Source organism: Chryseobacterium takakiae (assembly GCF_900129385.1).
GTDB lineage: Bacteria > Bacteroidota > Bacteroidia > Flavobacteriales > Weeksellaceae > Chryseobacterium > Chryseobacterium takakiae.
Window position 1 is genome coordinate 244,913 of the sequence record NZ_FQVO01000004.1, and the last position, 18,504, is coordinate 263,416.

17 protein-coding genes are annotated in these 18,504 nt (G+C 37.6%); 4 read left to right on the forward strand and 13 right to left on the reverse strand.

Annotated features, from left to right (window positions below):
* Positions 1–532 precede the first annotated feature (532 nt).
* Positions 533–1,735, forward strand: a complete 1,203-nt coding sequence (locus tag BUA76_RS07600; protein ID WP_072884204.1) for a C1 family peptidase — start codon at positions 533–535, stop codon at positions 1,733–1,735.
* 272 nt (positions 1,736–2,007) lie between these two features.
* Here the strand turns inward: BUA76_RS07600 and BUA76_RS07605 are convergent, their stop codons facing one another.
* Positions 2,008–3,069, reverse strand: a complete 1,062-nt coding sequence (locus BUA76_RS07605; RefSeq protein WP_072884205.1) for an NADH:flavin oxidoreductase — start codon at positions 3,067–3,069, stop codon at positions 2,008–2,010.
* A 337-nt stretch (positions 3,070–3,406) separates the two neighbouring features.
* Here BUA76_RS07605 and BUA76_RS07610 point away from each other — a divergent pair, with 337 nt between their 5' ends.
* Positions 3,407–3,796, forward strand: a complete 390-nt coding sequence (locus BUA76_RS07610; RefSeq protein WP_072884206.1) for a winged helix-turn-helix transcriptional regulator — start codon at positions 3,407–3,409, stop codon at positions 3,794–3,796.
* On the opposite strand, the gene BUA76_RS07615 is transcribed toward BUA76_RS07610, so the two are convergent.
* Positions 3,797–4,612, reverse strand: a complete 816-nt coding sequence (locus BUA76_RS07615; protein ID WP_072884207.1) for a hypothetical protein — start codon at positions 4,610–4,612, stop codon at positions 3,797–3,799. It abuts the gene before it with no gap.
* 82 nt (positions 4,613–4,694) lie between these two features.
* Positions 4,695–7,127 (reverse strand): alpha-ketoacid dehydrogenase subunit alpha/beta, encoded by a 2,433-nt coding sequence (locus BUA76_RS07620; protein ID WP_072884208.1) that lies wholly within the window; start codon positions 7,125–7,127, stop codon positions 4,695–4,697.
* Positions 7,128–7,264: 137 nt separating this feature from the next.
* Here BUA76_RS07620 and BUA76_RS07625 point away from each other — a divergent pair, with 137 nt between their 5' ends.
* Entirely contained in the window at positions 7,265–7,558 is a 294-nt protein-coding gene (locus BUA76_RS07625; protein WP_072884209.1) for a hypothetical protein, read from the forward strand.
* A gap of 1 nt (position 7,559) precedes the next feature.
* Here the strand turns inward: BUA76_RS07625 and BUA76_RS07630 are convergent, their stop codons facing one another.
* From BUA76_RS07630 to queA, 5 genes are all read right to left on the reverse strand, one after another.
* Positions 7,560–8,537 carry a polyprenyl synthetase family protein gene (locus tag BUA76_RS07630; protein ID WP_072884210.1) on the reverse strand — a complete coding sequence of 326 codons (978 nt, stop codon included), beginning with the start codon at positions 8,535–8,537 and terminating at the stop codon, positions 7,560–7,562.
* A 184-nt stretch (positions 8,538–8,721) separates the two neighbouring features.
* Positions 8,722–9,600: a hypothetical protein gene (locus BUA76_RS07635; RefSeq protein WP_072884211.1), complete on the reverse strand. Its 879-nt coding sequence runs from the start codon at positions 9,598–9,600 to the stop codon at positions 8,722–8,724.
* Positions 9,601–9,850: 250 nt separating this feature from the next.
* Complete coding sequence (locus BUA76_RS07640; RefSeq protein WP_072884212.1) at positions 9,851–10,789, reverse strand: sterol desaturase family protein; 939 nt, start codon at positions 10,787–10,789, stop codon at positions 9,851–9,853.
* 75 nt (positions 10,790–10,864) lie between these two features.
* Positions 10,865–11,899, reverse strand: coding sequence for a dual-specificity RNA methyltransferase RlmN (gene rlmN / locus BUA76_RS07645; protein WP_072884213.1), 1,035 nt, complete (start codon positions 11,897–11,899; stop codon positions 10,865–10,867).
* A gap of 79 nt (positions 11,900–11,978) precedes the next feature.
* Entirely contained in the window at positions 11,979–13,028 is a 1,050-nt protein-coding gene (gene queA, locus BUA76_RS07650) for a tRNA preQ1(34) S-adenosylmethionine ribosyltransferase-isomerase QueA (RefSeq protein ID WP_072884214.1), read from the reverse strand.
* Between the two features lie 174 nt (positions 13,029–13,202).
* Here queA and BUA76_RS07655 point away from each other — a divergent pair, with 174 nt between their 5' ends.
* A complete protein-coding gene (locus BUA76_RS07655) occupies positions 13,203–13,895 on the forward strand; it encodes an AIM24 family protein (RefSeq protein WP_072884215.1) in 693 nt (230 codons plus the stop codon).
* Between the two features lie 51 nt (positions 13,896–13,946).
* On the opposite strand, the gene BUA76_RS07660 is transcribed toward BUA76_RS07655, so the two are convergent.
* From BUA76_RS07660 to BUA76_RS07680, 5 genes are all read right to left on the reverse strand, one after another.
* Complete coding sequence (locus BUA76_RS07660) at positions 13,947–14,657, reverse strand: hypothetical protein (RefSeq protein WP_072884216.1); 711 nt, start codon at positions 14,655–14,657, stop codon at positions 13,947–13,949.
* Positions 14,630–15,118: a DNA-deoxyinosine glycosylase gene (locus BUA76_RS07665; RefSeq protein ID WP_072884217.1), complete on the reverse strand. Its 489-nt coding sequence runs from the start codon at positions 15,116–15,118 to the stop codon at positions 14,630–14,632. The genes BUA76_RS07660 and BUA76_RS07665 overlap by 28 nt, the downstream gene beginning before the upstream one ends.
* A gap of 164 nt (positions 15,119–15,282) precedes the next feature.
* The gene (locus BUA76_RS07670; RefSeq protein ID WP_072884218.1) at positions 15,283–17,277 is read right to left on the reverse strand and encodes a S9 family peptidase; all 1,995 of its coding nucleotides are present in this window, start codon (positions 17,275–17,277) and stop codon (positions 15,283–15,285) included.
* Between the two features lie 191 nt (positions 17,278–17,468).
* Positions 17,469–17,813, reverse strand: coding sequence for a phage holin family protein (locus tag BUA76_RS07675; RefSeq protein ID WP_072884219.1), 345 nt, complete (start codon positions 17,811–17,813; stop codon positions 17,469–17,471).
* 64 nt (positions 17,814–17,877) lie between these two features.
* Positions 17,878–18,300, reverse strand: a complete 423-nt coding sequence (locus BUA76_RS07680) for a PaaI family thioesterase (RefSeq protein WP_072884220.1) — start codon at positions 18,298–18,300, stop codon at positions 17,878–17,880.
* Between the last annotated feature and the right edge of the window lie 204 nt (positions 18,301–18,504).

Here is an 18,504-nt window from a genome sequence, read left to right on the forward strand (position 1 = left end):
AATCAGGCTTTATATGTATACAGATGCAGAAAATTCCAAAAAGGTTGGAAACATGATCAACTTTTTTTGAAAAGTACTGAAATCTGATGAGGAAGGCAAATGAGGCACAACGTAAAAAAGAGAATTTATTACAATTTCCCGGTGATCAAACAGATTTACTCAGAATCCTTATTTAAAAAGTTATTGATCCAAATTTATGATATGGAAGCATTTAAACTAAATTATAATTTTTCGATTTGATTATTTTACAACGGATTTTCGCGAATTTGCAAAGATTCATGAATTTTTCATCATAATAAAATGTATTGGTATGGTCTAAAGTTATGATGAAGGACCTCTACCCTAGCCGTGATTGAGCGGCATGTTTGAGCTCTTTTTCTGATTTCGGCGGCGGCTTTTGCCGCCGCCGAAATCAGAAAAAAGCGAGTAGCGAAAGCGCGAAAAAGCTCCTAAATCCAAGATGAAGTTTAACCTTACGGTCTGTAACAAATCTTTAATATGAACGACTATTCATATAATAATTTTTATAGTAATGAAGAATACCAAATTTATATCATTACTTTTTGTTTTGTCTTCAGGAAGTATGATGTTTGCTCAGGATGACTTAATCAACAAGTTAAAAAACAATCAGTCTCAAAATGCCAATTTCCAGTTTACCACGCTGAAAGATGTGGGCGCAACTTCGGTGAAAAATCAGGGTTCTTCGGGAACATGCTGGAGCTATTCGGGAAACTCTTTCCTGGAGTCTGAAATGCAGAGAATGGGAAAAAAGACGGTTGACCTTGCAGAAATCTTCACGGCAAGAAACTCTTACCACGACAAAGCAAAATTATACGTGTTAAACAATGGAGCCATTAACTGGGGCGATGGCGGAGAGCTGCATGATGTCATCAATATGTACAAAAAGTACGGTGCAGTTCCGCAGGATGTTTACACAGGACTGAAACAGGGACAGACCCTGAATAACTTCTCTGAAATGCAGGGAAAACTAAAACCTGTTCTGGACAGTCTCGTACAGGCATCATCTAAAGGAAAATTGTCGGACAACTGGATGTCTTCAGTAGATGCCATTCTGGATCAGTACCTGGGAAAAGTTCCTGCTAATTTTACCTATGAAGGGAAATCCTATACGCCACAATCTTTTGCAAAAGAAGTGGTAGGCATTAATCCGGAAGATTATGTTGAAATTTCTTCCTATAAAGATTATCCGTATTACCAGAAATTCGTTGTTCCGATTCCTGATAACTGGAGCCATGATTCCGATTGGAATGTTCCGATGAAAGATTTAACGGCGATTATTGATAATGCTGTGAACAAAGGCTATTCCGTAGGCTGGGCAACGGATGTTTCCGAACCTTATTTTTCTTACAAAAACGGGGTGGCGTATGTTCCGGATATGGATCTGAACCAGATCAATAATGAGAATAAAGGAACTTTATTCACCGAACCTAAAAAAGATAAAACCATTACGGAAGATATGCGTCAGCAGGCTTTAAATAACCTGTCGACAACCGACGATCACGGTATGCACATCGTAGGATTGGCAAAAGACCAGAGCGGAAAAGAATATTATATGGTAAAAAATTCATGGGGTGTAACGAATGATTTTGAAGGATATATTTATGTTACAAGACCGTATGTGGAGTACAAATCTACGGCAATCCTTCTTCACAAAGATGCGCTTCCGAAAAGCATCAGAAAACAACTGAAGCCAACTAAAAGCATTGGGCTGTAAACGATAATTCAATCAGGATTGACCTGATGTTTTAGATATTTAAATCTGTTAAAACCACTTTCAATTCCGGAAAGTGGTTTTTCTTTTTAAAAGAAAACCGCTCTAAGAATTGATCTTAAAGCGGTTTTGGTAAAAAATTTAAATAGGTAATCAAGATATGGTAAAATCATCAACAGTGAATTTTGCCCTGTAAGTGAATAGGAACTGTCAGTTCAGAAAAGTTGTCAAAATCTAACTGACAGCAAGGCAGATTCACTATTGACAATCAAACTTTAGTATAATACCCCTAAGCTTTCTGCAGAAAAATCAAGCAGGGCCTCGGTATTCTGTTCTTTAACTTTTTTAGCCCACTCAGGATCCTGAAGCAGCGCACGGCCAACAGCTACTAAATCAAAGTCGCCTCTTTCCAGTCTTCTGGTGAGTTCCGTTAAATCTGCTTTTTCCGTTCCCTGTCCTGCGAACGCACCCATTACATCTCCTTTTAGTCCAACTGATCCAACAGTAATAGTTGGCTGGCCGGTAATTTTCTTTGCCCATCCTGCGAAGTTGAGGTCGGAACCTTCAAATTCCGGTTCCCAGAATCTTCTTTGGGAGCAATGGAAGATATCAACTCCGGCTTCTTTTAACGGCAACAGCCATTCTTCCATTTCTTCCGGTGTATGGGCTAATTTAACCGAATAATCCTGCTGTTTCCATTGAGAGAGACGAATAATGATGGTAAAATCATTGCCCACTGCAGCTCTGATGGCTTTTACAACATCTACTGCAAAACGGCTTCTTTCTTTAATCGTTTTTCCGCTATATTCATCGGTTCTGGTATTGGTACCTTCCCAGAAAAACTGGTCAATAAGATATCCGTGTGCTCCATGAATTTCAACAACATCGAAACCAAGATCTTTGGCAGATTTTGCTGATGCGGCAAACTGAGCAATTGTGTCCTGAATATCTTCCAGTGTCATAGTCGATGCTTTTTCCATCTCCACAGTCGGATAATCCGGAGTGCTTCTCGTATCTCCAACATGCCAGATCTGAGGTCCCATTTTTCCGCCATTTTCGTGTACGGAGCTAATTACGTTTTTCCATCCGTTTAAAGCTTCCGTTCCGTAAAAATCCGGGATATTCTGCATATTTTTTGAAGCCGGACGGTTGATTACGGTTCCTTCAGAAATGATTAATCCAACTTCCGCAGCAGCTCTTCTTGCGTAGTAGTCTGCGATCTGCTGGGTAGGAACCCCGTTATCGGATTGCGCTCTCGTCATCGGAGCCATTACGATTCTATTTTTTAGCTCTAAATTTTTATACTTGAAAGGTTTAAATAATGATTCTGTGCTCATTTTTTTAAATTTATATTTATATTTGTTACACAAAGTAACTAATAATAGTTCGTATTTGTATCTTTTAATATAAAAAAGTAGTAACTTTGTGGTAACTGATGATGGTAACGTGGAGGTAACGATAAGGTTGAGGTAAAGGCTAAGGTTGGCGTCGAGGGCTTCGCTTGACAATGTTAAAAGAATTGATATAATTAAATCTTTGTACCCTCTTATAAGTGAAATCGAAGATTCGACGTAGTCAAACGGCTTTGTGAAACTTGAAACAGTTAGTATTAAAAATAAAAATCTTTGTGAACTTCGTGTTCAACAAAACACAACAATTAGAAATAAAACTTCTATGAAAAAGAACGAATTAATGCAATACAGCTGTCCTCTCGGTAAAGCAATGTCTGCCTTAGGAAGCAAATGGAAACCGATTATTGTTCTGGTAATCAAAGACCGGAAACTGCGTTTTGGTGAACTTGCGGTGCGCATTAATGTCATTTCCAGAAAAGTTTTAACTGATCAGCTTCGGGAAATGGAGTCCGACGGACTGGTGATTCGTGAAGAGTTTAAAGAAATTCCGCCGAGGGTTGAATATTCTCTTACGGAGAAAGGTTTAGCCTTGCTCCCGATTTTATATCAGCTTGAGGAATGGGAAACCAAATACCATGTTTATGATTCGGAAAAAGTTAAGGATTGCAAGGCTTTTTTGGAAAATAAGAACAATAAGAAGGTTGCTGTTTAATTACTTAAAAGAAAACAAGTTCGATTCTGGAAAATCAATACCTTCATTTTTCCTTAAAAATTCAGTGATTGCGTCAACTCGAGTTGCAATAAGATTACTCCTATTAGAAATTGTCCAATCTGTCATTATTCCTATTAATTTTGGATTAGCAATTTTGTCATAATCTTTAGGATTCAAATACCATAATCCGCAACCACTAATTCCAAATAGATCAGGGCCAAAACTAAAGTTTCTAGATTTAAAGTTTAAAACATTTTGTCGGTCATAGTCAACTATTATATTTAAGAATTCATATCTATTAACTTTTCTATATTCAGAAGCATCAGCACATTTTGTGAAATGAATGAAAGGTCGGGAATGGAACGAATTTCGTGATATAGATTTTTTTGACCAACTTGAAGGATAACCCCAAATAATATAATTATAAGAATAATTATTTTTGTGATTGATCTCCAAATTATTTTCATCTAGAAAATTATAATCTTTTTTCAAATCTTTTATTGTAAGATTATCTAATATTACAATTCCTATATCTAATTCATCCTTATCCCTTGATGATTTTGGATTATTTACTATAATTCTACCTCCAGGTTTAATTAAAGTTTCACCATTATTTAGCGGAATAAATAATTCATGAAAATCATCAAATACATGAGCCGCAGAAATAAGCAGATGCAAATTTCCAATTTTTATAAACACACCTGTTCCATGCACTTTATAATCAAAATAATTCTTTATTAAAACACAAGTATAATTTTGAATTATGGATAGACTATCAGCTTGCCTTTTTGCTATTTGCTCTAAAATATTTTTCATAAGAACTCTAATATAACATTTTTTAACAATAAAAAAAACCGCTCCCTAAAGAAGCGGTTTCAAAATTTATCTAAAATCTCAGTTAAAATATCGCAGGATATTTCTGAGGATTTGTTTCGTTAAATAGAGCATAAATTTTTTCCACCATATCGTCTGCAGAAGGTTTAGAGAAATAATCTCCGTCACTGGCGTACGCCGGTCTGTGATCGTTTGCTGAAATGGTCAGAGGATCAGAATCTAAAAATCTGAATGCTTTTTGCTTTTCCAAAATCTGCTGAAGAATAAACGCTGAGGTTCCTCCTTCCACATCTTCGTCGATTACCACCAATCGGTTGGTTTTCTTCACCGATTCAGCAATTTCATGGGTTAAATCGAATGGAATCAAGGACTGAACGTCAATCACTTCCGCAGAAATTCCTAATTTTTCAAGTTCTTCCGCAGCTTCCATAACAATTCTCCACGTAGAACCGTAGGTTACCAGCGTTACATCTTTTCCTTCTTTGGTTACTTCAATTTTTCCGACAGGAACAGTGAATTCTCCTAAATTATCCGGTTGTTTCTCTTTTAAACGGTACCCGTTTAAACATTCAACAATTACGGCTGGTTCATCACTTTGAAGCATGGTATTGTAGAATCCGGCAGCTTTCGTTAAGTTTCTCGGAACCAAAACTAAAATTCCTTTGGAAAGATTAAGAATTCCTGCCATTGGAGAACCTGAATGCCAAACCCCTTCCAGTCTGTGACCTCTTGTTCTGATGATTACCGGAGCTTTCTGTCCGCCTTTTGTTCTGTACTGAACGGTAGCAAGATCATCGCTCATTCCCTGTAAACAATAGAGAATATAATCTAAATACTGAATCTCCGCGATCGGTCTCAAACCTCTCATCGCCATACCGATTCCCTGCCCAAGAATTGTTGCTTCACGAATTCCCGTATCGGCAACACGAACTTCGCCGTATTTTTCCTGCATTCCTTCCAATCCCTGGTTGACGTCGCCGATATTTCCGGCATCTTCACCAAAGACTAATGTTTCAGGATATTTTTCGAAAATCTTGTCGAAATTATTTCGTACCACTACTCTTCCGTCCACATCTTCAGAAGCATCAGAATAGATTGGTTTAATTTCTTTTACGTTTTCAGCTTTCCATTGAGACTGAGAATATAAATGAGAAGAATAATTGTCTTTCTCCACTTCGAAAATCTCATTGTATTTCTGCATCAGCTGATTTCTTTCTGCAGAATTTGTTCCTCTTGTTGCCAGCAAAGATCTTCTCACCAAATGGAAAACATCTTTTTTGGCTTTGGAAACCAATTTGTTGAACTGATTAATATAGTTTTCAATTTCGGAATTCTGACCTTTCAGATTTTCAACGAAAGGCAATACCGCATGAATTAAATCCGTAATGGTTTTCTGATAGCTTTCCCAGGCTGTTTTTTGTCCGGCTTTTACCGTTTTTTTAGCTTCATCATCAATAGCATCAAGCTCTTCAGCCGTTGCCAGCACTTCTTCTTTACCGTCAATTTCAATGGAATAATTCAGAATCCATTCTCTGAATTTTACCAGACCGTCAAACTGGGATTCCCAGGCCAGACGCTCTTCGTTTTTATATCTTTCGTGAGATCCGGAAGTGGAATGTCCCTGAGGCTGCGTAACCTCTACCACATGAACAACTACCGGAATGCTTTCCATTCTTGCAAACTGCTCTGCTCTGGCGTAGGCATCCAGCAATGATGGATAATCCCAAGCCTTTACCTGGATAATTTCACATCCCTGGAATTCACCTTCTTTTCTTTGGAAACCGCTGAGCATTTCCGCGATATCCGCTTTGGCTCTCTGTTTCATCGTAGGAACCGAAATCCCATATCCGTCATCCCAGATTGAAACGATCATCGGAACCTGAAGCGCACATGCAGCATTCAGCGTTTCCCAGAAATGACCTTCTGCTGTAGAAGCATCTCCAATGGTACCGAAAGCGATCTCGTTCCCGTCTTTTGAGAATTTCTCGGAACCTTCAAATTTTACGGATTTATATATTTTGGAAGCTTGTGCCAATCCTAATAATCTAGGCATTTGTCCGGCAGTAGGAGAGATATCAGATGAAATATTTTTCTGAGCTGTTAAGTCTTTCCAGCTTCCGTCTTCATTAAGGCTTCGTGTAGCAAAATGTCCGTTCATCTGTCTTCCTGCAGAGGCTGGCTCTCTTTCAACACTGGTATCTGCATACAGCTGTGCAAAAAAACTTTCAACAGTCAGCGCATCAACAGCCAGTGCAAAGGTCTGATCCCTGTAATATCCCGAACGGAAGTCTCCATCTCTGAAAACTTTCGCCATTGCAAGCTGAGGAAGTTCTTTTCCATCCCCAAAAATACCAAATTTAGCTTTTCCCGTAAGAACTTCTCTTCTGCCAAGATATGACATTTCTCGAGAAATCCTTCCTAACTTATAATCTTCAAGTATCTGATTTTTAAAGTCTTGAAAGGAAATTTGCTGTGTTTCAATATAGGTTGTCTGCATAGCCCGATAAAAAATTTTATAATTCTTGAAGTATTTTGCTAATATACACTTTTTAAATTAATTTTAATTTTTAATAATCTTTTTTAAATATTTGATAATAAAAAAAATTGTATTTATATTGGAAAAAAATTGTAAAGATGGATAAGAAATCCACTCATATTCTGAATGCCTCAAGCAATCTGCTAGGATTTTCACTGGTGATTATTACTTCTTTAAAAATCACTAAAATGAGCCACAGCACCTACTTAGATGAATTTGCGGGTGTGGCCTGCCTGTTTTTTGCGTTCAGTTGTTTCTTTTCATTTCTTGCGATAAGATCTGTACATGAAAAGCGAGGACACAGATTTGAAACTATTGCGGATTATTTATTTTTAACCGCTTTATTTTGCATAGTTTTAGCCGTTATTATTGTAACAATGAAGATAATTTAATTTAAAATTTTCGTTCAATTACATAATCCAGCATAATATGTAAAGATTTTCTGGCTTCAGAATCGGGAAATTCGTTAAGAATATCTTTTGCTTTCTGTTGAAAATCTTTCATCACAGAAATGGCATAATCCAGCCCTCCGGAACTTTTTACAAAGCTGATCAGCTCTTTCACCCGTTTCTGATCAGTATTATATCTTTTAATAGTATTGAAATAGTACTTTTTGTCTTTTTCGTTGGCATTTCTCAGGGTAAAAATAAGAGGCAGGGTCATCTTCTGTTCTTTGATATCAATTCCCACAGGTTTTCCGATAACGTTAGAGGTCAGATAATCAAACAGGTCATCTTTAATCTGAAAAGCCATTCCGGTGTACGTTCCGAAATCCATCATTTTTTTAGCCAGATCTGCATCAGCGTTGTTTGACAAAACCCCGATTTCACAACAGGCTGCAATAAGAGTAGCGGTTTTCTGACGGATGATTTCGTAATAGACTTCTTCTGTAATATCCAGTTTTCTGGCTTTTTCCAGCTGCAGAAGCTCACCTTCCGACATCTCACGAATCGTCCTGGAAATTACTCCAAGTAAATCATAATCTTTATGATCCGTTGAAAGTAAAACCGATTTGGACAAAAGATAATCTCCTACCAAAACGGCAATTTTATTTTTCCATAAGGCATTGATTGAAAAAAAGTTACGCCGCTTAAAACTTTCATCCACCACATCATCATGAACAAGCGTTGCGGTATGGATCAGCTCAATCATGGAAGCACCGCGATATGTTTTTTCGTTGACATTTCCAATAAGCTTGGCACAAAGAAAAACGAACATGGGGCGCATCTGCTTTCCTTTTGTAGTAACGATAAAACGCGTGACTTTATCTAATAAAGGTACTTTACTCTGCATGGATTCATAAAACTTCTGCTCGAAAAGTTTCATTTCCTCATTGATCGGTCGCTTGATTTCTTCTACAGTGTTCGCCACAATCTTTGATGATGGATAAATTATTAATTACCACAAAGATAATTTTTTTCAGGCAATTTTAAGGTAATTTAGTACGAATATCATTTTTAGCTTTAATGCAAAGTCGCAGAGAATTATATAATCATTTGAAATTTTTCACGTTCGCAAAAGCGCTTAACCCAGCAATGATACAAATGTTTAATGATTAATCCTTGAACTTGTCATTTGGAATAAAGTACAGACTCTGCTTTGCAGTTCCCAGCGGTGAATGAAATTTTTCACCCGAAATATAAACCCCTGTTTCATCTACAGCAATGCCTTCAATCTGCCCGATGGAAAGAGTACTTCCGAGATAGTATCTTTCCGGAATTTCATTGAAAAAAACGCCCGGTTCGGTTTCCTTGAAAATATTCAGGAATACTTCCGTCTTTTTTGTGTAGCCGATGAGGTACAGTTTTTCATTGTAATAAGAAGCATCCGTAACCAAAAAATTTGTTTTGAAAGTTTCTGTTTGCTGCGCCTGCTGCTTTTCGGGAACTTCGGGATTAATAGTGTAATGAGTCGTTGATTTTGCACTCCATTCCTTCGTGAAAAGATGAATTTTGCCGTGGAGATAAATCATCGCTTCAGCATCAAAATCCGTTGAAGAATATTTGGGAATAAACTCTTTTTGTTCCGGATACTCAAAAGAGATCAATTTAACCGAATCATTGGCGAAAGAAGTATTTCCAGATGGTGCTTTATAAATTTCCAGGTCTTTTCTGGTCCCGCCGTTATTTCCAAAATCACCGATGTAGAAATTGCTTCCGTCATTCGTTAAAGCTTCCCAATCTTTATTCTTAACGTTGATTTTTATTGTACTGATAATTGCTCCCGTTGTTTTATCCAATTCAAAAATTTCCGATGCATTTCCGCTGTCGTTGAGAGTGTATAGCTTTCCATTCAATAAGCTTAAGCCTGATGTTTCTTTAATCTGCTCATCCAGATAAGCAATCCTGAACTTCCTGATTTTTAACAGTTCAGATTGTTGGGAAGGATACAACACTGAAATCAGAATGGCTAAAGCAGGAAATAATTTTTTCATTTTGTAAAAATATTATAAATGACAGTAATTATGTAATCTTTTTAACGCAATGGACGCAATTTTTTTTAAAATAACTGTGTTTATTTTTTTCGTAAAGGTACTTCGACAAGCTCAGCATAAACTTTAACACTCAGCAAATGATAGCAAAATATATAAAAATAATTTTGTGTTTTTTTGATAATTTAATAAAAAAAGACGGACCAAGCCGCCTGAATTGATTATATAGAAGTTTAATTAATGCTAATGCAACTTACTCTGTTTTTTTCTGAGATTGTTGCTTGTTTTTATTTTTCTTTGCCCAGTAATCTTTCTGATACTGCCTTACCGTTTTGCCGGTTCCGTCATGCCGCCACCCCGGAGAGTTGAAGATATAATTCATCCTGTCGGAAAATTTCAAACCGGGCTGCTTAATGTCTTTCCAGATTTTCCGCCATTCATACAGAAGAACGGTATCCGGTTTATTATCCGGCATTTTGGGATAAATACCGTATTTCACAGGCACATTAGGATCTTCTTTTTCAAAAGTCCCGAAAATTTTATCCCAGATAATCAGGCACATTCCCATATTCCTGTCCAGATATTTGATATTGCACCCATGATGCACCCGGTGATGAGACGGAGTAACAAGGATATATTCCAGAATTCCCATACTTTTCACGGTTTGTGTATGAACCCACGTTCCGTAAACCTGACCAATAGCATAAGCCACCATAATATGCCACGGATTAAATCCTAAAAAAGCCAATGGTGAAAAATAAAGATACCGGTACAGTGGCTGTAGAACCGGACTTCTGAAACCTGTGGTTAAATTAAAATATTCTGAATTGTGATGGGTAATATGAACGGCCCAGAATGCCCTGGAATGGTGATCTACATAGTGAAGAACATAATAGGCAAAGTCTGTAACAATAAAACAAAGCAATCCGTACCAGATCGTATACTCCCATGAAAAAATCCTGTGATTGAAGAAAAAGAACATGACGCCCATGGCAAAAGCCTTCATTACAAGATCCAGTGTAAAATTAAGCCCCGCAAGATAAATACTTGTTGCGACATCTTTGCCATTGTAGAGTTTGGCTTCTGCAACATGACTGTAAATCATTTCTGCAAGAATAATTGTAGCGTGAACCGGAATTGACCAGGCATAGACGTTTTCAAGGCCGTCTTCACCAAAAAAATAATCTACCATTGTCACTTTTTATTTAGTACAAAGGTAATATTTTAAGAAAACGTTAAGAATAATATCAGATTTTTTAATGAAATTTTAATCAGCTGTTTTGTTGGCCAATTGTCCGCAGGCTGCATCAATATCTCCGCCGCGGCTTTTTCTTACAACACAGACAATACCCGCATTTTCAAGCTGACGGATATAATTTTCTTCTGCCTGCTTATTGCACTGGTCATATTTTCCGTCACCGATTGGGTTGTATTGGATTAAATTAACTTTAGAAGGAACCTGCTTGCAATATTTAATGAGTGCTTTGATATCTTCATCTCCGTCATTGATTCCTTTCCACACACAATATTCGAAAGTAATCACTGAACCAGTTTTCTGGTACCAGTATTGAAGTGCTTCCATGATTTCCGTTAAAGGAAACTTATCGGAGAAAGGCATGATTTCATTTCTCTTGACTTCGATGGCAGAGTGAAGAGACAAGGCAAGTTTCACTCTCAGATCATCATCAGCAAGCATTTTGATCATTTTAGGAATTCCTGACGTAGAAACGGTAATTCTTCGTGGGGACATTCCCAGACCTTCCGGCTGTGTGATTTTCCTGATTGCTTCCACAACATTTTTGTAGTTCATCATCGGTTCTCCCATTCCCATGAAAACAATATTGGAAAGCGGCCTGTTGAAATACATTTTGCTCTGGCTGTCGATTAAAGCCACCTGATCTACAATTTCCGCCACTTCAAGGTTTCTCATTCTTTTGAGCCTTGCCGTTGCACAGAATTCGCAGTTTAATGAGCATCCTACCTGGGAAGAAACACAGGCTGTAGTTCTGGTTTCGGTGGGTATCAATACAGACTCCACCAATAGGCCGTCGTGGAGCTTAACCCCGTTTTTGATGGTTCCGTCGGTGCTTTTCTGAAGCTGGTCAACAGAAACCGGATTGATGGTGTATTCTTCGGAAATTTTTTCACGAAGGCTTTTCGAAAGATTCGTCATCTCATCAATCGAGTGAAGGTTTTTGCTCCACAGCCAATCGTACACCTGTTTCGCACGGAAAGGCTTTTCTCCTAAAGATGTAAAATACTCTTTAAGCTGATCGAGTGATAAAGTTCTGATATCTTTCATGTAGATGGTTGATCGTTGACGGTTGATCGTTGTCAGTAATAGCAGAAACTATCAACTGACAACCAACAACTTGTAACTATTATAAAATTAGCATTGCATCTCCGTACGAATAGAATTTGTATTTCTCTTTTACAGCTTCTTCATACGCATGCATTACGAAATCTCTTCCTGCGAACGCTGCAATCATCATGATTAATGTAGATTTCGGCGTGTGGAAATTTGTGATCATACAATTGGCAACCCCGAATTCATGAGGAGGATAAATAAATTTATTCGTCCATCCGTGGAATGCGGAAATTTTCTTGTTTGAAGACACGGATGTTTCCAATGTTCTCATTGTGGTTGTACCAACAGCACAAACTCTTTTATGGGCATCAACCGCATTATTGATGATCTGCGCATTTTTTTCATCGATGAAAATCTCCTCAGATTCCATTTTGTGCTTGGAAAGATCTTCCACTTCAATTGGATTAAACGTTCCCAATCCAACATGCAGGGTAACTTCTGCAAAATCAATCCCTTTGATTTCCAGTCTTTTCATCAGGTGTTTTGAGAAGTGAAGCCCAGCTGTAGGTGCAGCCACTGCTCCTTCCACTTTTGCATAGATGGTCTGGTATCTTTCGGCATCTTCAGGCTCTACGTCTCTTTTGATATATTTTGGAAGAGGTGTTTCACCAAGTTCCTTTAATTTAGCTCTGAATTCTTCATAAGAACCGTCGAACAAGAATCTTAATGTTCTTCCTCTTGAAGTAGTATTGTCGATAACTTCAGCAACCAAAGATTCGTCTTCGGTGAAGAATAATTTATTTCCAATTCTGATTTTTCTTGCAGGATCTACCAATACGTCCCAAACACGGGTTTCCTTATCAAGCTCTCTCAAAAGGAAAACTTCGATTTTGGCACCTGTCTTTTCTTTATTTCCATAAAGACGTGCCGGGAAAACTTTGGTATTGTTAAAGATGAAAAGATCTCCTTCGTCAAAATAATCAACAACATCCTTGAACAATTTATGCTCAATCGTTTCGGTTTTTCTGTCTAAAACCATTAACCTCGCTTCGTCTCTGTGTTCGGATGGATGTTCTGCCAATAATTCTGCAGGAAGATCAAAATTAAAATCTGATGTTTTCATTTTTTAAATTACGGTTTAAAAATTACCAAATTACAAGATGTAATTTTTCGGACTGCAAATATACGACATTCGTACCCCCTTTGTCAAGTATTATTTGCAATCAGCCGAAAAACCGTTATTTTCCAGTGAATAGTATGTCTCAAAATTTGTATTTTGCGGTTTAAATATACACTTATGAGCAAATATTCAATTGAATCTTTCGTAAATGAAACAAAAGAAAAACCTGAAAACAGGGATTACTTTGAACTGGAAAAGCCGGCGCTTCTGGAAATTAACCTGAACAATCAGGCAGTATGGACAAAGGCCGGAAGTATGGTAAGTTATATAGGAAACATCAATTTTGAAAGGCAGGGAATGCTTTCGGGCGGTTTGGGAAACCTGCTTAAGAAAGCAATCAGCGGTGAAGGAGCAAGGCTGATGAAAGCCGAAGGAACCGGAAAATTATATGTTGCCGATGAGGGAAAGAAGGTACGCATCCTTTACCTTAACAATGAAGCAGTTTGTGTAAACGGAAACGATGTATTAGCTCACGAACAAAGCGTAAAAAGTGATATTACAATGCTGAAAAGCATTGCAGGCGTTATGTCCGGCGGACTTTTTCAGGTAAGATTATCGGGAACGGGACATATTGCGGTGACAACTCACGGCGAGCCATTAACGTTATTGGTCACTCCGGATGCACCTGTCTTTACAGATCCTAATGCAACGGTTGCCTGGTCGGGAAACCTGACACCTGAATTGAAGACCAACGTTTCGTTTAAAAGCCTTATCGGAAGAGGCAGCGGCGAAGAGTTCCAGATGAAATTTTCAGGGAACGGATGGGTTTTGATACAGCCGTATGAGGAAGTTTACAGGATTGAGAAGTAATAAACAGCCATAAAAAACAGCAGAGTGAGTAAGTTTTTTTACTTTGCTGTTTTAGTTTTGAAATTTTAGTTGATCAGGATTAATTTTTATATCAATATTTTGAGGCTCAATAGTTTCTAATGATAAAACAATTTCAAGATTTTCTGATTTTGCTGATGCTGATTTTACTATATAATTTTTTTCAAATTTAACTTTGTTATAAATTTCATAATAATCGAATAACAGCTGTAATCCAATGAATGATAAATCGTCCTGAAAGTCTGCAAAAATAACTTCTGCTGAAACTTTTGGTTTTTTCATTTTTTCATTACTATATTCTTTTATTATGTATTGCGAAAATTGATCATTTTGCTTTTCTGTAAACTCTGATCTAAAGAATCGTCTTTTTGATTCATCTTCAAGTTGCTTTTTAGCAGAAGGAATTCTTTTTGAATATTTGTAGTCAAAATTCAGCTTCCCTAAGGGAGACTTAGTATTCATTACATTAAAATAATGTTGTAAATCATTTCGTAAGTCGGTTATAGTTGCTGTCATTGTATCTCTGCTTTCAGATCTGAAATTAATCTTATAAGAATAATCTTTTGAATTTATAATGCTAAGAAATTCAAAATTCTCTGTTTGCTTTTCTTTTTTTTGCTTTGATTGGTATTTGTATTTAATTAAATAATCAAAATGATATTCCTGGGAAAAAGCATTAGCGAAACTTAAAATAAGCAATAATAGGATGAATTTTTTCATAAATATTGTTTTACCTTCTTCCATTCCTCAAGTTTCTTTTCAAAAGAAACCGTATGAAGCGGACTAGTAGAAGGCAGTAAAAATACCGGAATTTTATAATTCTTGCCTAAAATTTTCTGTGCATTTTTATACGATTTTCCGCCATTGCAAAATATGGCTTTAATATTTGAATGATCTTCCAGCAATTCTTCAATCCGATTGGCTTCTTCATTTTTAATCTCCGAATCGAGGCTTCCTTTCCTTTCGCAGGAATCAATGACATCCCAAAGCGCGATATGATGATTCTTTAATATCTGAATTCTTTGATCATAATCTTCCGTAAATTCTTCATTCAGCAATTCAAAAATGATCTTCCAGAATTTATTTTGCGGATGACCGTAATACTGTTGTTTTTCCAGGGATTTGACTCCGGGAATTGAGCCTAAAATTATAATTTCAGAATAGTCATCAATAATTGGAGGAAAAGAGAAAATTCTGTTCTGCATGATTAAGGTTTTATATTTTGGCTAAAGCCTTTTCATTTTTCTTGAAACAAAAAGCGGGCTAAAGCCCGCTCGTAGTGATGTATATTTATTAAACCACCCCGTCAAAAATTCTTTAAATTTTTGCCACCCCTCCAAAGGAGGGGAATTAAAAGATAGATTACAATTTACAAGGTTTCCTTTAACCAGTCGAAGAATTCTCTCTGCCAAACGAGACCGTTCTGTGGATGAAGCACCCAGTGGTTTTCGTTCGGGAAATATACCAATTTGGATTTCAGTCCTCTCAGCTGTGCTGCCTGAAAGGCTTCCTGTCCCTGCTCGTAAGGAACCCTGTAATCAATTCCTCCCTGAACAATCATGATCGGCTTATTCCATTTATCCACAAAATTGCTTGGGTTAAATTCCGTGTATGCTTTCGGAAGCGGTTTTTCCCAAGGCGAACCAAGATCCCAGTTGGCAAACCAAAGCTCTTCCGTGGTGAGATACCATGATTTCATATCAAACAATCCGTCGTGTGCAATAAACGTTTTGAATCTATTTTGATGAATTCCGGCCAGCATGAATACACTGTACCCTCCGTAGCTTGCACCTACAGCAGCTACTCTTTCACCATCCACATAAGGTAATGTTTTGGCGAAGTCTGTTGCTGCCAAATAATCTCTCATCGGCTGACCGCCCCAGTCTTTGGAGATTTCTTCGTTCCATTTCGTTCCCCATCCCGGCATTCCTCTTCGGTTCGGTGCTACAACAATATATCCGTTGGCCGCCATTAAGGCAAAATTCCATCTTGTGCTGAAGAATTGTGTTAAAGCCGACTGCGGCCCGCCCTGGCAATATACCAGTGTAGGATATTTTTTATTCGGGTCAAAGTTTGGCGGGTAATGGAACCATACGCCCATTTCTTTACCGTCGGAAGTCTTTACCATTTTAAGCTCAGATTTCCCCTGTGCCAGACTTGCATACGTCTCTTTATTCGCATCGGTTACCTGCTGCATTTCTCCGTTTTTGATATTCACCGAAAACAGATCTGTTGCATGATTGATGTCTGTTCTTCCTACCAGTAAAGATTTTTTCTGATCGGCAAAGATTTCATTTACATCAAAATCACCTTTTGTGATCTGCTGAACTTTGGCGTTTTTGGGGTCTAATGAAAACAGCTGTTTTGTTCCTTTGAAGGCTGCCGTAAAATAAATTGTTTTGGAATCTGCGCTCCAGAACACATCACCGGAAACGCTTTCGTCCCATCCTGCGGTAAGATTTGTCACTTTAGCGGTTTTCCAGTCCATGATTTTTACATCATTTTTATCCGCTTCATAACCGTCTCTGGCCATACTCTGCCAGATGAGTGATTTTCCGTCCGGACTGAACTTAGGATTTACATCATACCCTTTATTAGATTCTGTTACATTTTTGGTCGTTCCTGTGGTAAGATCGTACGCGAAGATATCAGTATTGGTGCTGGTAGAATATTCTTTTCCGCTCTTAGGTTTTGTTACATAGAGAAGCTGTGAAGAATCCGGGCTCCAGATAAAATCTTCAGCTCCTCCGAACGGTCTTTGCGGAGCGTCCCACATCTTTCCTTCCAGAAGATCTTTTGCAGCCTCTGCTTTATCAGAAATATTCACTACAAAAATATGGTTGTATTTTCCTTCGTTAAAGTAATCCCAGTGCCTGTGGTTGAGGTCGGTATAAACCTGTGCCGTGGTTTTCGGGGTATCAGAATATTTGTCTTTGCCCATAACTTTTTCCACCAGGATCTGTCTGCTGAACGCTATTTTTTTACCGTCAGGAGAAATGACAATATTATCCGCTTCCCCGATTGTGTAAAATTCCGTCCATGTTTTTCCATTGTCTTTGGAAAGAAAAATCTTATCGCCTTCCTGGGCATAGATACCGTTTTTATCCCACTGAATCAATGCTTTTTTGCCCAGATCCATTTTAGCGGACTGGTTATTCAGAACATTAAGGAAATAACTTTCGTTTTTTGTTTTTTCTGTTTTAAGATCCACCTGTCCCACTTTATAAATAAGTGAAGAATGGTCCGGTGAAACGGCCTGTACTCCGACTTTCTTTAAAGTCCAGAGGATTTCAGGCGTCATTACTTTTTGTGCATTCATTAAGAGCGGCGCTGCCAAAGCCAGCAGACTGTACTTAAGTTTCATATTGTTGATCGCTTTTTTTGATTATGATTAAAACTCATAATCCCTGTTTATTTCAAAGTTTCCAAAGTTACTTATTTTTACTATACAGGAAGGGTATATTCAGAGATAAATTAAAAGATAATACTGCCTATTTTCAAATAAAAAGAGTGAACCGAAGCCCACTCTTTATCAACCTTTGCTATGTGTATGATCTAATCTCCGTCTGAAAACATGGAGTTTGCGAGAGACGTGATCAGGGAAAGAAGAATACTGAAAATCAGGGCCCACCAGAAACCATCTACGACCATACTGTCTATAAAATAATCTGCAATGAGAATGATGATTGCGTTTATAACAAGGGCAAATAAACCTAAAGTAATAATCGTTAAAGGCAAGCCTAAAAGACTCAGGATCGGTTTTACAATCAGGTTTAAAATTCCCAATACGATGGAAAAGATAATAGCCCCACCGAATCCGGAAAAATGTACTCCCGGTAAAATCATGGTAAGCAGGTAAGCAACAATTGCCGTTACCAGCAGGCGAATAATTAAGTTCATAATGTTATTTTTTTTAGTTTATTTCAAAAAACTTGCTACTTTAAAGATAGAAAAAAATTCGAAATTATTTTATTTTCATCATGGTCACCAGTGAAGTGGCTACATGACTCTCAGAACCATTGTTTTCATCAACAGTATAGATTTCTGTGCGGATCACACTGATTTTTGCACCGCCCTTGATAACATATGACTTTGAAACGAGTGCATCACCAATTGCCGGCCGTAAATAATTCACTTTCAGCTCTACCGTAACCACATAGCAATCTTCTTCATAATGGCTTACCGCAGCGTATCCGGAAGATACATCAACTAAAGAAGCGATCATGGCTCCGTTGAACATTCCGGCTTTCCTGGTCATCAGATCCATTTTAGGGATTTTCATGGAGATAAAGTCGGTTTCAACATCTAAAAGTTGTGCTTTGTAGAATTTCAATGTTTCTGAACGGTGAAAACTTTCGGTGATGAGCTGTTTTTTTTCGGGTGTCATGTTTTGATTTTAAAGGTCAATGTAAAAACAAATTCAAAAACAGTGCAACCAGGGTAAAAACCATTAATGTAATTTAAGCAGTTGAGATTGAATTAAGTTTTGGCTAAAGCCAGTTTTGAAGTTTATTATTGGAAAGCGGACTAAAGTCCGCTGCTATTGATATTTTCTACTGATTTATTCTTTATATGCTGTACAGATGCTTCG